The following is a 13,825-nucleotide window of genomic DNA, read 5'->3' on the forward strand; positions in this document are numbered from 1 at the left end:
TCCACCGGGTTTGCTAGCATAGGCGCTTCCCCCGCTTCGGAAGTGCCCATGCCTGCGTCGGTTCTCGCTCAACCCCTGCACCTCACTCTGGCTAATGGCCTGCGCATTTGCCTGCGCCATGCACCGCGTTTGAAGCGCTGCGCGGCTGTTTTGCGCGTGGCTGCCGGCAGCCATGACGCGCCATTGGCATGGCCGGGGCTGGCGCATTTCCTTGAGCATTTGTTGTTTTTGGCTACCGAGCGTTTTCCGGCAGACGAAGGGTTGATGGCCTACGTTCAGCGCCATGGCGGGCAAGTGAATGCCAGCACCCGCGAGCGCACTACCGAATTCTTTTTTGAGCTGCCGGTTCCGACCTTCGCCGATGGGCTCGTGCGATTGGCCGACATGCTGACGCACCCTCGCCTGGCCCTCGACGACCAACTGCGCGAGCGCGAAGTGCTGCACGCCGAGTTCGTTGCTTGGTCGCAAGATGCCAAGGCGCAGCAACAACTGGCCTTGCTGGGGGGCTTGGCCGCTGATCACCCGCTGCGCGGCTTTCATGCGGGCAATCGCGACAGCCTGCCAGTGGAACGTGAGGCTTTTCAGCAGGCGTTGCGCGAATTTCATCGGCGCTTCTATCAAAGCGGGCAGATGACGTTGAGCCTTGCCGGCCCGCAATCGCAGCAAGACCTGGAAGCGCTGGCGCAGCAATTCAGTGCGCAGTTGAACGGCGGCCCGCTGCATCCCCAGGCCGCGCCACCGGCGCTGATGGTTGGGCAAGCCAGGGGCTATCAGCACGTAGCCGATCATCATCTGCATCAGGTCATCACCTGTGACGCACCGCCCGAAGCGCTGGCGTTTCTCTGTACCTGGCTCAACAGCCCGGCACCGGGTGGCTTGCTCGCCGAACTCAAAGCGCGACGCCTGGCGACTGCCTTGCACGCCTCGGTGCCGTATCACTTTGCCGGACAGGCCGTGCTGGATATCGACATCCAAGGCGAAGCGACGACACAGATCGAGGCGCTGCTGCACGACTGGCTGAGTTTTTTCGCACACAGCGACTGGACGCCCCTACGCGAAGAGTTCGCCTTGCTCACTGCTCGCCAACAGCAAGTCCAAAGCGCCCTGGCGCTGGCACGCAACGACCTTGAAGACGTATCGGACCAAAGTCTCGCAGCGCTCAAGGCCATGCTCGACGCACTGCATCTGCCACCCGCCAGACATGAATGGCAGCTTCCACCGGCTAACCCGTTTCTTCGTCCCGCCGCTCAAGAAGAACGTGCCGGCTTGATTCGCGGCCAGACCAGCGCCCACCGGGGCTTGCGCACATTTGCCCAGGACCGCTTACGGGGCCGACGGGAAACATCGGCGCTGATATTCAGCCAGGCATTGGCCAATGACACCGGTGAAGGCGCCCTGTACCTGCGCTGGCGATTTGAGGGCGCCGTGCCTGCTGGCCTGGACAGCCTGTTACAACCACTGCGCGACAGTGCCGGTCACGCGGGCGTCGAGTTGGTTTTCGAAACCATCGCCAATGACTGGCAGGTAAAAATGCTCGGTGTCCACGAGCCCATGCCGGCCGTGCTTGAAGCGCTGACGCGCTGCTTGAGCACTGCCGCTGAACACTTGGCGCCTCCACCCCCGGCACCGATGATTGCCATCCGCGAATTGCTCAAGGCGTTGCCCGCCTGCTGTACCGGCGTTCAGCCGACGCCCCAAGCGACGCCAGCACCGTGGGCCACCGCCCGCTGGCAGGGGCTGGGCTCAGGGATGCCGGCAGCCTGTGAAGCGGCGATCAAGACCGCAGCAGCCCGCTTGCCTGGGCAGCCTGCGCCTTTGCAATACGAGCCTCAACCGCTCAAAGGTCAGCGCCGCTGGCACGAGGTCAACACCGCGTCCAGCGAAGCGGCGATGCTGTTGTTTTGCCCGACACCCACTCAAGCCCTGTCCGATGAAGCCGCCTGGCGCTTGCTCGGTCATCTGCTTCAGGGGCCGTTCTACCAGCGCCTGCGGGTCGAACTGCAAATCGGCTACGCCGTTTTCAGTGGCATCCGACAGGTCAATGGGCAGACCGGCTTGCTGTTCGGCGTGCAGTCCCCCAGCGCGTCCCTGGGCGAGATCCTCGAACAGGTGCAGACGTTCCTGGCACAACTGCCGTCGTTGATCGAGCGCAGCGCAGACATGGGCAACGAGGCCTTGGCGCAGCAATTCACTGCCCAATCCCTGCCGATGGCCCAAGCCGCTGATTTGCTATGGCATGCGCAGTTGGCGGGCCACTCATCGGGTTACCTGGAGCGATTACAAGATTTGATACAAAGCTGCTCGCAGGACGATATGCGGCGCGCCGCGCAACAACTGAACGATGCCACGGGCGGCTGGCGCTGCATCGCCAACGGCCCAGGCAGCCGAGGGGCGTGGCAGCCAGCGGGGTGATCATTGCCAACCGTGCAACAGGCTTTTTCTTTCGAGACAGCGCTAACTCGAAAAGAATTGCGTAATATTCACACGCAATATCTGAACATCTCCCATGGGAGGTGGACTATATGTACTACTTGGTAGTGAACATCCCGTCCCTTGATAGGAGTATGAATATGACCTGGTCCAAACCTGCTTACACTGATTTGCGCATCGGTTTCGAAGTCACCATGTACTTCGCCAGCCGTTAATCCGCTGGGTAATACAACGCCTCGGTTCGCCCGGGGCGTTTTTGTTTTGAGCTGTGCTTGATGGAGCGATCATGTTTGTCCAGATTCTAGGTTCCGCCGCCGGCGGCGGCTTCCCGCAGTGGAACTGCAACTGCGTGAATTGCGCAGGTTTTCGTGATGGTAGCCTGCGGGCCCAGGCGCGCACCCAGTCGTCCATCGCTATTTCCGATGATGGCGTGAATTGGGTGCTGTGCAACGCATCGCCGGATATCCGCGCACAACTGCAGGGGTTTGCGCCGATGCAACCGGGCCGCGCCCTGCGTGACACCGGCATCAGCGCGATCATCCTGATGGACAGCCAGATCGACCACACCACCGGCCTACTGAGCCTGCGCGAGGGCTGCCCGCACCAGGTGTGGTGCACCGATATGGTCCATGAAGACCTGAGCACCGGTTTCCCGCTGTTCACCATGCTCACGCACTGGAACGGCGGCCTGGCCTGGAACCGCATCGAGCTGGACGCCAGTTTCACTATCCCGGCCTGCCCCAACCTGCGCTTCACGCCACTGCCGCTGCGCAGCGCCGCCCCGCCGTATTCGCCGCACCGCTTCGACCCGCACCCGGGCGACAACATCGGCCTGATCGTCGAAGACCTGCGCACCGGTGGCAAACTGTTCTACGCCCCAGGCCTGGGCAAGGTCGACGCTCCGCTGCTGGACATCATGGCCGGCAGCGACTGCCTGCTGGTGGACGGCACGATGTGGGACGACGACGAAATGCAGCGCCGTGGCGTCGGCACCCGCACCGGCCGCGAAATGGGCCACCTGGCGCAAAATGGCCCTGGCGGCATGCTCGAAGTGCTGGAACAGTTGCCCGAGCAGCGCAAAGTCCTTATCCACATCAACAACACCAACCCGATCCTCGATGAAGATTCCCCCGAGCGAGCCGAGCTGGTGCGGCGTAATGTCGAAGTAGCCTACGACGGCATGAGCATCGAGCTGTAGGAGACTCATATGACTGATACACCGATGACCCCTGAAGCATTCGAACACGCCCTGCGCGCCAAAGGCGCCTTCTATCACATCCACCACCCGTATCACGTGGCGATGTACGAAGGCCGCGCCACTCGCGAGCAGATCCAGGGCTGGGTCGCCAACCGTTTCTATTATCAGGTGAACATTCCCCTCAAGGACGCAGCGATCCTGGCCAACTGCCCGGACCGGGAAATCCGCCGCGAATGGATCCAGCGCCTGCTCGACCACGATGGCGCGCCCGGAGAAGACGGCGGCATCGAAGCCTGGCTGCGCCTGGGCCAAGCCGTCGGTCTCGACCCGGACCAACTGCGCTCCCAGGAACTGGTATTGCCCGGCGTACGCTTTGCGGTAGACGCCTACGTCAACTTCGCCCGCCGCGCCAGTTGGCAAGAAGCCGCCAGCAGCTCCTTGACCGAACTGTTTGCGCCGCAGATCCACCAGTCGCGCCTCGACAGTTGGCCGCAGCATTATCCGTGGATCGACCCGGCCGGCTACGAATACTTCCGCACCCGCCTGGGCCAGGCCCGGCGCGACGTGGAACACGGGTTGGCGATCACCCTGCAGCACTACACCACCCGTGAAGGCCAGGAGCGCATGCTGGAAATTCTCCAGTTCAAACTGGACATCCTGTGGAGCATGCTTGATGCCATGAGCATGGCCTACGAACTGAACCGCCCGCCGTATCACAGCGTGACCGCGCAGCGGGTGTGGCATAAAGGGATCACCCTATGAGCTTTGATCGCAGCAAAAAACCGACCTGGCGCCCCGGTTACCGCTTCCAGTACGAGCCCGCGCAGAAAGGCCATGTGCTGCTTTACCCGGAAGGCATGATCAAGCTCAACGACAGCGCCGCGCTGATTGGTGGCTTGATTGACGGCGAGCGCGACGTGGCCGCCATTATTGCCGAGCTGGACAAGCAATTCCCCGGCGTGCCGGAACTCGGTGATGACATCGAGCAATTCATGGAGGTCGCCCGTGCCGAGCACTGGATCACCCTTGCCTGAAAAACCCGCCATCGGTCTGCCGCTGTGGCTGCTCGCCGAGCTGACTTACCGCTGCCCGCTGCAGTGCCCATACTGCTCCAACCCGCTGGACTTTGCCGAGCAGGGCAAGGAGCTGAGCACCGAGCAATGGATCAAGGTCTTTCGCGAAGCCCGCGAAATGGGCGCCGCGCAGCTCGGGTTTTCCGGCGGTGAACCGCTGGTGCGCCAGGACCTCGCTGAGCTGATCTTTGAAGCGCGCAAGCTGGGGTTCTACACCAACCTGATCACCTCAGGCATTGGCCTGACCGAACAGAAGATCAGCGATTTCAAAAAGGCCGGCCTGGAACATATCCAGATCAGCTTCCAGGCCAGCGACGAACAGGTCAACAACCTGCTGGCGGGCTCGAAAAAAGCCTTCGCGCAGAAGCTCGAAATGGCTCGGGCGGTGAAAGCCCACGGTTACCCGATGGTGCTGAACTTCGTCACCCATCGGCATAACATCGACAAGATCGACCGCATTATCGAGCTGTGCATTGCCCTCGAGGCGGATTTTGTCGAGCTTGCCACCTGCCAGTTCTACGGCTGGGCACAGCTCAATCGTGTGGGGTTATTGCCGACCAGGGAACAACTGGTACGTGCCGAACGCATCACCAACGAATACCGCGCCAAGCTCGAAGCCGAAGGCCACCCGTGCAAGCTGATTTTCGTCACGCCGGATTACTACGAAGAACGCCCGAAAGCCTGCATGAATGGCTGGGGCAGTATTTTCCTGACCGTGACACCGGACGGTACTGCGCTGCCCTGTCATGGCGCCCGACAGATGCCGGTGCAGTTTCCCAATGTGCGCGACCACAGCATGCAACACATCTGGTACGACTCGTTCGGCTTCAACCGTTTTCGCGGCTACGACTGGATGCCCGAGCCGTGCCGTTCATGCGATGAGAAGGAAAAGGACTTCGGCGGCTGCCGTTGCCAGGCCTTCATGCTCACGGGGGATGCGAGCAACGCCGACCCGGTGTGCAGCAAGTCCGAGCAGCACGGCATCATCCTTCAAGCGCGGGAAGAAGCCGAACATGCCACCCAGACCATCGAGCAACTGGCGTTTCGCAATGAGCGCAATTCACGCCTCATCGCCAAAGGCTGAGGGCCTCAGCGCTTGGCGATGATGTACACCGCGTGAATGATGCCGGGGAAGTAACCGCACAGGGTCAGCAGAATGTTCAGCCAGAACGCGCCGCCGAAGCCTACTTGCAGGAACACACCCAGTGGCGGCAGCAGAATGGCGATGATGATACGAATGATGTCCATGGGTCAGCTCCAGAAAATCGGCTCGTGTGAGCCGTGTAGCTAATCGACCTTGGCGCTTCGTGAGGGTTCAGTAGGTTCTGGCGTTGGGCCATCCTTTAATCAACAGACAAAAAAACGCCCCCAGCCAAAAGAATCAGGCTGGAGGCGCCGCGTATCCCCGCGAGACGGTTCAGGAAGTCGAGGTCAGACAGCGATGCCCTTGCGGCATTGCAGTTGGGCGGTACGTACCCGAGAGAAAGCGCGGGCAAGGCGCAGAAGCATTTCGTCGATGTGGTTTTTGCTGACATTCAGGGCGGGGGTAAAGCGCAGACAATCAGGCTGCGTAGCGGTGAGGATCACGCCTTCGTGGAGCGCGGCCTTTACTACCGCAGCCGCAGAATCGTCCGATAGCGTGAGGCCCCATAGCAGACCGTTGCCGCGCAATTGTCCGTGTTCATAACGGTGAGCCAGGCGCGCAAGGCCTTCTGCCAGGTACGTGCCGGATTCGCGTACCTGTTCAAAAAAGCCGCTGGCCAACACGGCATCGAGTACCGCACCACCCGCTGACGCCATCAGCGCATTGCCGTGATGCGTGCCGTCCAGCTCGCCCGCCTCGAAGCAACAGGCTGTGCCGCGCGCCAGCAACGCCGCCAGGGGCACGCCACCGCCCAGGCCTTTGCCGAGGGTAATGATGTCGGCGCGTACGCCGTATTGCTGTTCGGCGAGCAGGCTGGCGCAGCGGCCGATGCCGGTTTGCACTTCGTCAAGAATCAGCAGGATCCCCAGCTCGCGGCACAGGCGCTCGACGCCTTTGAGGTAGTGTTCGGTGGCGGGAATGACACCCGCTGCGCTCTGGATTGGCTCCAGCATGATGGCGACGGTGTGCGCGTCGACGGCAGCGTGCAGCGCCGGCAGATCGTTGAACGGCACATGACTGAAGCCCGGCAATAGCGGGTCGAAACGGTTTTCGCGGGCAACGGCCGAAGCCGACATCGCTGCGAAACCATGGCCATGGCAGCCGTTACCCGCCGTGATGATGTGATAAGCGCCGCCGCGATGCAGTTGGCCCCACTTGCGCGCCAGTCTGATCGCGGCTTCACAAGCCTCCCCACCGCTATTGAGCAGATAGGCCTGATCGCTGCCGGTGTGATGACACAGGCGCTCAACCAGGTCGAGCTGCGCCCGGTTATGCAACCCCATGCCAGGATTGATCACGGTTTGCATCTGTTCAGCAATGGCGTCGCGCACCGCTTGTGGACTATGGCCTAGGCTGTTGGCACCGCCGCCCTGGCTGAAGTCCAGGTAGGCACGGTCGTCGCTGTCCGACAGCCAGGAGCCGTGGCCCTGGACGAACACCTCGCAGGGGCGCGCGACAGTAGGCATCAGGCAATGGCTGGAAAAATCACGATGCGGATCATGAAGCAGCAGGTCGTCAAGGCTCGGCGCGGCGCGCCGGAACAGGTTCACAGTTCACCCCTGACAGCAAGCGGACCTTGGTCGGTACCGGGCGCAAGCCCGGTGCTGAGGTGTTTTGCCTTGCCTATGTAAACGCCATTACCAAAAACGTTATTCATTGCCCGATCCGGCCCTGTAAGCCCTGCGAATAGGCGCTAGACTAGGCGTCTCAAGGGCCCACGGCCATTTCGATTTTCCAGCTTTTTCGATAAGCAAATCTTATGGATTTCAAGCAACTGCGTTATTTCGTCGCGGTGTATGAAGAAGGCCATGTAGGCCGGGCCGCCGAGCGTCTGTCGATCTCCCAGCCAGCCCTGTCGCAGCAGGTTCGCCAACTGGAACAGAACCTGGACGTGAGCCTGTTCGAGCGCAGCAGCAAACGCCTGCTCCCCACGCTGGCGGCCCACACGCTGTACAACCATGCCTTGCCCCTGATCGACGGCATGCAGCAAGCGGTGGAGGCGTTGCGCAACTTCAAAGGCCAGGCGATGCGCACCTTGGCCATCGGCGTGCTGCAAACCGTGCACACCAGCCTGGTGCCGCAGATGCTCGAGCGGGTGCGCAAGGCCCAACCTCACTTGGTGGTGCAAATCTACGAATTGACCGGGCTGGAAATCGAGCGGCGGCTGCTCAATGGCTCGCTGGATATCGGTATCAGCTACCTGCCACCGCGCCAGCCGGGCCTGCATGGCGTGTTGTTGTATGAAGATGAATTGAAGGTGGTCATCCCTGAGCACCATCCCTTGCGGGAATTCAAGAAGGTCTCGCTGAAACAGGCAGCCGAGTTGCCGATGTTGCTACTGGGCGAGGAATTTCAGGTGCGCCAGATCTGGCAGGCCCAGTTGGCCAACCTGGGCCGGCGCCCGCAGGTGCAGGCAGAGCTCAATACAATGGTGGGGATTCTCGACAGCCTGCCCCACACCCAGTTGGCCACTGTGCTACCGGGGCGCTCACAGGACGAACACAACAGCCAGTCGCTGCTGTGGAAACCCTTGAGCGAACCCAGGGTGCCGTTGAAAGTCGGATTGGTGTGCCGTGACGTGCAGCGCCAGCAAGCGACGGTGGCATTGCTGCGCACGTTGCTGGAAGACGTGATGAATGCCCCGCAGGCAGGCGCCTGACTTTTTCGCGGGCAAAAGAAAACCCCGCCGAAGCGGGGCTTTGCAGACTGTTTCCCTGACATCCATTTCACTCCGCCATCCTGGCAGAATCCTACGTGTCCGTGTTGTTGCTTTGCGCTTCCTGCGCGACGTCCATGTGAAGTAGATTATCCGTGGATCCAATATGGCGATAGAGGACGATTAGCAGCACGTCATGTAAGAGAATGCTTACATGCGCGCCTCACCCCCTAGAACAGCGCTTCATCCATCAGGAACAGCGATTCGCTACCGGCTTTTACCGACGCACTCAACGAGTGAATGCGTGGCAACAGGCGCGCAAAGTAGAAGCGCGCGGTGCCCAGCTTGCTGGCATAGAAATCCTCTTCGGCCTCTTTGCCCAATGCGGCCTTGGCCATGCGCGCCCACATATAGGCGTACGCCATGTAACCGAACGCATGCAGGTATTCCACCGAGGCTGCGCCGATTTCATTCGGGTTGGTCTTGGCACGGTCCAGCACCCAGGCGGTCAGTTCATCCAGGTTATCCACCGCCGCGCCGAGCGGCCGGGTGAACTCGCCCAATGCCTCGCCCGCAGTGGCGATGAACTGACGGATCTCATCGGCGAACAAGGTGTAGAACGCGCCACCGCTGCCGACAATCTTGCGCCCCATCAAATCCAGCGCCTGGATACCATTGGTGCCTTCGTAGATCTGGGTGATGCGCACATCACGCACCAACTGTTCCTGGCCCCACTCGCGAATGTAGCCGTGGCCACCAAATACTTGCTGGCCGAGCACGGTGGTTTCCAGGCCCAGGTCCGTGAGGAATGCCTTGGCGACCGGCGTCAGCAACGCCACCAGGTTGTCGGCGCGCTCGCGGGCGGCGGCGTCTTCGCTGAACTTGGCGATGTCCAGTTGCGTCGCGACGTAGGTGGAGAACGCACGGCCGCCTTCGTTCGCCGCCTTCATGGTCAACAACATGCGGCGCACGTCCGGGTGCACGATGATCGGGTCGGCGGGTTTTTCCGGGGCCTTGGCGCCCAATGGAGAGCGGCTCTGCAGCCGGTCGCGCGCATATTCAATCGCGTTCTGGTAGGAGCGCTCGCCGGATGCCAGGCCCTGGATGCCCACCCCCAGACGCTCGTAGTTCATCATGGTGAACATCGCCGCCAAGCCACGGTTAGGCTCACCGACCAGGTAACCCACCGCTTCGTCGAAGTTCATCACGCACGTCGCGGAGGCCTGGATGCCCATCTTGTGTTCGATCGAGCCGCAGTTCACCGGGTTGCGTGCGCCGAGGCTGCCGTCGGCGTTCACCATGAACTTGGGCACCAGGAACAGGGAGATGCCTTTGGGGCCCGCCGGTGCATCCGGCAGTTTGGCCAGCACCAGGTGGATGATGTTTTCGGTCAGGTCGTGTTCACCGCCGGTAATGAAAATCTTGGTGCCGCTGACTTTGTAGGAACCGTCTGCTTGGGGCTCGGCCTTGGTGCGAATCATGCCCAGGTCGGTGCCGGCATGGGCTTCGGTCAGGCACATGGAACCGGCCCACTCGCCGGAATACATCTTCGGCAGATAGATGGCCTTAAGTTCCTCGCTGGCGTGGGTATTGATCGACACGCAAGCGCCCGAGGTCAACATCGGGTACAGGCCGAAAGCCAGGCTGGACGAGTTGATCATCTCTTCGACCTGTGCCGACACCGCCTTGGGCATGCCCATGCCGCCGTATACCGGGTCGCCACCCACACCGACCCAGCCGCCTTCGGCGTAAGTCGCGTAGGCCTGGGGGAAACCGTCCGGCGTAGTGACCGCACCGTCCGTCCAATGGCAGCCTTGCTCATCGCCGCCACGGCTTAACGGCGCGATGGATTTGGCGGTGACCTTGCCGGCTTCTTCGAGGATCGCTTCAACGGTTTCGGCGTCAACCGTGTCGGCCAGGGCAGGCAATTGGGCCCACGTCGTGGCGACTTCAAAAACTTCGTTGAGGACGAAGCGCATATCACGCAACGGCGCTTTGTAATCAGCCATGGCAAACCTCGTGAGAAGGTGAAAAGTGATTCGATAGGATCGGTTTTACAGACTCCGAGTGTACCCGAACAACTTTTCAGACACATAGGGTCCGTTCGTGACCATTAAGTATTTATAAGTCACACCAAACCTCTCCCGTCTATAGGGCAAATGCCTGCGCCGGTAAGCTCATCAGGCATTCGCTGCCCGCCTCCACGGCGGCCCGGTGCATGGCGGTGCGCGGCAACAGGCGCTTGAAATAAAAGTCGCAGGTCGCAGTTTTGCCCTGGGCAAACCCGGGCTCATCGTGCGCCTGCGCCGCGATCGCCATGCGCAACCACAGGTAGGCGAGGATGATGTAACCGCTGTACATCAGGTAATCCATGGCCGCCGCGCCTACTTCGTCAGGATTTTTCATCGCTGCCGTGCCGACCTTCAGGGTCAGCTCACCCCATTGCTGGTTCAACTGGTTGAGCTGTTCTACAGCGGCCTTGAGTTGCGCGTGCTCGGCATTGGCGACGCAGAACTTATGCACAATTCTGGTAAAGCCGCGCAGCAACTTGCCCTGGCTGCCCAGCACCTTGCGCCCCAGCAGGTCGAGGGCCTGGATACCGTTGGTGCCTTCATAGATCGGCGCAATCCGGGCATCCCGGGCCAATTGCTCCATGCCCCACTCGCGAATGTAGCCATGCCCGCCGAATACCTGCATACCGTGGTTGGTCACCTCCAGCCCGGTTTCGGTCATGAAGGCTTTGCAGATCGGCGTGAGGAAGGCCAACAGGTCCTCGGCCTCCTGGCGCTGGCCCGCATCGTCACTCAGGTGCGCCGTGTCGAGCAACTGGGCGGTGAAGTAGGTCAGCGCGCGATTACCTTCGTTGAAGGCTTTCATGGTCAGCAGCATGCGGCGTACGTCGGCATGCACGATGATCGGGTCGGCGGCTTTCTCCGGGGCCTTGGTGCCGGTCAACGAGCGCATTTGCAGGCGGTCGTTGGCGTATTTGATCGCGCCCTGGAAGCTCGCCTCGCCGTTGCACAAACCCTGCATCCCGGTGCCCAGGCGCGCGTGGTTCATCATGGTGAACATGCAGTTGAGGCCTTTGTTCGCCTCACCAATCAGGAAGCCCTTGGCGCCGTCGAAGTTCAGCACGCAGGTGGCCGAGGCCTTGATGCCCATCTTGTGCTCGATGGAGCCGCAGTGCACCGTGTTGCGTTCACCGGAATCGGCATGGAACTTGGGCACGATAAACAACGAGATGCCTTTGGTGCCCGCCGGCGCATCCGGCAGTTTGGCCAGCACAAGATGGATGATGTTGGCACTCATGTCGTGCTCGCCGGCCGAGATGAAGATCTTGCTGCCGGTGACCGCGTAACTGCCGTCGGCCTGAGGTACGGCGCGGGTCTTGATCAAGCCCAGGTCGGTGCCGCAATGGGCTTCGGTCAGGCACATGGTGCCGGTCCATTCGCCAGCGGTGAGCATGTGCAGGTAAGTGGCTTTCTGTTCGTCGGTGCCATGGGCGTGGATCGCCGACATTGCACCGTGGGTCAGGCCTGGGTACATGCCCCAGGAGGTGTTGCTGGAGCCGATCATCTCGCTCAGCACCAGCCCCAGTGACTGCGGCAAGCCTTGGCCACCGTAGGCCGGGTCTGCCGCCAGGCCATGCCAGCCGCCTTCCACGTACTGGGCGAAGGCTTCCTTGAAGCCCTTGGGCGTGGTCACCACACCCTGATCGAAATGACAGCCCTCTTCATCGCCGCTGCGATTGAGCGGCGCGAGTACGTTCTCGCAAAACTTCGCGCCCTCCTCGAGAATTGCATTGACCATGTCGGGGCTGGCGTCCGTCGCGCCCAGGGCCGCGTAATGGCCGTGGAAGTCGAACACGTTGTCGATCAGAAAGCGCATGTCGCGCAGGGGAGCTTTGTATTCAGGCATGGCAATGTCTCCGGCGGCAGATAGTTCAACCTACTGCCGGCCAATGCCCCGGACAATCACTGTAGCGCTGCTGAATACAGCACCATTACTCAACCGGCAGCACGCTCCATACGCACCGCACCGCGACGGTTCTGCCCGGCCGCAATCACGCAGTTGCGCCCGGCGCCCTTGGCGGCATACAGCGCCTGGTCGGCGCACTTGAGCACTTCTTCAGGGCTGCGCTGCTCGGCCTGGCGCTCGGCCACGCCGATGCTGACGGTCACCGACACACTCGAGGCACCGCTGCCGGCCCGACGCTGGCGGCCTTGATGGTCGTCAGGGGGGCGGTCCGGGTTGCGCAATTTGATCGCATAGTTGGCGATGATCTCTCGGATCTCCTCCAGGTGCGGCAGGCATTCATCCAGGTTCTTGCCGGCGAACACCACGGCAAACTCTTCCCCGCCGTAACGATAGGCACGCCCGCCACCGTTGACCTTGGACAGCTTGCTCGCCACCAGGCGCAACACCTGGTCACCCACGTCATGGCCATGGGTGTCGTTGAACCGCTTGAAGTGGTCGACGTCGCCCATCGCCAGCACGTAGTTGCGGCCCAGCCGCTGCATGCGCTCGTTAAGGGCGCGGCGCCCCGGCAAGCCGGTCAGCTCATCGCGAAACGCCATTTGATACGCCTCGTGCGCCACACCGGCAGCGATCATCAGCATGACCTGGCTGCACATGATGTTGAGGGTAAACGGCAGGATGAACGTTTGCGGCAGCATCCAGAACATCCCCAGCAACCCCACCAGCTGCGCGGCATGCAGCGGGCGCGGCTGATACCAGTACTGGGCGGCCAGGGTGAGAAAGCCGATCAGAAACATCGGGTATGACAGCTGGATCAGGCTCATCCAGGCGCCATGCAGCACCGGCCAGCGAATCTCGGCCAACCAGTCCAGCACGCCCTGGGGATAACTTTGCTCCAGCGCCAGCGCCACACTGCCGACGGCCAGCAACACCGCGCAGCGTGCGACGAAGTCGCGGAACAGGTGGGTCTTTTCCTGCCACAGCGCATACACGCTGAACAGCAAGGGCAGCAGCAGGCAGCACAGGTGAAACACCACGGCGGCGTCTTCGCGCACGCGGCCATTGTCGCGGTAGAAGTCGGTCTGGGTGTCGAGCAGGAAATAAGCGACATACACCGTGATCATCAGGAACAGCTCACGCTGGCGCCGATACACCGCGCAGTACGCACCGCCGAGCAACAGCACCAAGGTTGGCAGCACGTTGAACAGCGAGGTGAAGAAGACGTTGAGGTCTTTGAGATAAGCAGCCGAGAGCCCGGCCAGCAACAGCAGCAACGAGGGCAGGAAATGGCTGAACCGTAGGGCAGACACGCGTGACAAGGGTAAAACTCCGACCCGCAAAAAGTG

General features: G+C 61.6%; 12 protein-coding genes. 7 read left to right on the forward strand and 5 right to left on the reverse strand.

Annotated features, from left to right (window positions below; translation table 11 throughout):
- Positions 1 to 48 precede the first annotated feature (48 nt).
- From pqqF to pqqE, 6 genes are all read left to right on the forward strand, one after another.
- Entirely contained in the window at positions 49 to 2,412 is a 2,364-nt protein-coding gene (pqqF, locus tag C4J85_RS24785; RefSeq protein ID WP_124410923.1) for a pyrroloquinoline quinone biosynthesis protein PqqF, read from the forward strand.
- Between the two features lie 158 nt (positions 2,413 to 2,570).
- The gene (gene pqqA, locus C4J85_RS24790; protein ID WP_003194766.1) at positions 2,571 to 2,645 is read left to right on the forward strand and encodes a pyrroloquinoline quinone precursor peptide PqqA; all 75 of its coding nucleotides are present in this window, start codon (positions 2,571 to 2,573) and stop codon (positions 2,643 to 2,645) included.
- A 71-nt stretch (positions 2,646 to 2,716) separates the two neighbouring features.
- Positions 2,717 to 3,628 (forward strand): pyrroloquinoline quinone biosynthesis protein PqqB, encoded by a 912-nt coding sequence (gene pqqB, locus C4J85_RS24795; protein WP_078739427.1) that lies wholly within the window; start codon positions 2,717 to 2,719, stop codon positions 3,626 to 3,628.
- 9 nt (positions 3,629 to 3,637) lie between these two features.
- Positions 3,638 to 4,390 (forward strand): pyrroloquinoline-quinone synthase PqqC, encoded by a 753-nt coding sequence (pqqC, locus tag C4J85_RS24800; RefSeq protein ID WP_124368575.1) that lies wholly within the window; start codon positions 3,638 to 3,640, stop codon positions 4,388 to 4,390.
- The gene (pqqD, locus tag C4J85_RS24805) at positions 4,387 to 4,662 is read left to right on the forward strand and encodes a pyrroloquinoline quinone biosynthesis peptide chaperone PqqD (protein ID WP_124410924.1); all 276 of its coding nucleotides are present in this window, start codon (positions 4,387 to 4,389) and stop codon (positions 4,660 to 4,662) included. Before pqqC ends, pqqD begins: the two co-directional genes overlap by 4 nt.
- Positions 4,604 to 5,785 (forward strand): pyrroloquinoline quinone biosynthesis protein PqqE, encoded by a 1,182-nt coding sequence (gene pqqE / locus C4J85_RS24810; protein ID WP_124410925.1) that lies wholly within the window; start codon positions 4,604 to 4,606, stop codon positions 5,783 to 5,785. The genes pqqD and pqqE overlap by 59 nt, the downstream gene beginning before the upstream one ends.
- A 5-nt stretch (positions 5,786 to 5,790) precedes the next feature.
- Here pqqE and C4J85_RS24815 read toward each other — a convergent pair whose 3' ends face one another.
- On the reverse strand, positions 5,791 to 5,949 hold the full coding sequence (locus C4J85_RS24815; protein ID WP_003194776.1) for a YqaE/Pmp3 family membrane protein: 159 nt from the start codon (positions 5,947 to 5,949) through the stop codon (positions 5,791 to 5,793).
- A 183-nt stretch (positions 5,950 to 6,132) separates the two neighbouring features.
- Entirely contained in the window at positions 6,133 to 7,395 is a 1,263-nt protein-coding gene (locus tag C4J85_RS24820; RefSeq protein WP_124410926.1) for an aspartate aminotransferase family protein, read from the reverse strand.
- Positions 7,396 to 7,604: 209 nt separating this feature from the next.
- On the opposite strand from C4J85_RS24820, the gene C4J85_RS24825 reads away from it, so the two are divergent.
- Positions 7,605 to 8,504 carry a LysR family transcriptional regulator gene (locus C4J85_RS24825; protein WP_124368578.1) on the forward strand — a complete coding sequence of 300 codons (900 nt, stop codon included), beginning with the start codon at positions 7,605 to 7,607 and terminating at the stop codon, positions 8,502 to 8,504.
- A 227-nt stretch (positions 8,505 to 8,731) separates the two neighbouring features.
- Here the strand turns inward: C4J85_RS24825 and C4J85_RS24830 are convergent, their stop codons facing one another.
- The 3 genes from C4J85_RS24830 to C4J85_RS24840 all read right to left on the reverse strand — a co-directional run bounded on the left by C4J85_RS24830 (position 8,732) and on the right by C4J85_RS24840 (position 13,798).
- A complete protein-coding gene (locus C4J85_RS24830) occupies positions 8,732 to 10,510 on the reverse strand; it encodes an acyl-CoA dehydrogenase C-terminal domain-containing protein (RefSeq protein WP_124408348.1) in 1,779 nt (592 codons plus the stop codon).
- 139 nt (positions 10,511 to 10,649) lie between these two features.
- Entirely contained in the window at positions 10,650 to 12,419 is a 1,770-nt protein-coding gene (locus C4J85_RS24835) for an acyl-CoA dehydrogenase C-terminal domain-containing protein (RefSeq protein WP_124410927.1), read from the reverse strand.
- Positions 12,420 to 12,508: 89 nt separating this feature from the next.
- Positions 12,509 to 13,798 (reverse strand): diguanylate cyclase, encoded by a 1,290-nt coding sequence (locus C4J85_RS24840; protein ID WP_124410928.1) that lies wholly within the window; start codon positions 13,796 to 13,798, stop codon positions 12,509 to 12,511.
- Between the last annotated feature and the right edge of the window lie 27 nt (positions 13,799 to 13,825).

It is taken from the genome of Pseudomonas sp. R4-34-07, from assembly GCF_003852375.1.
GTDB lineage: Bacteria > Pseudomonadota > Gammaproteobacteria > Pseudomonadales > Pseudomonadaceae > Aquipseudomonas.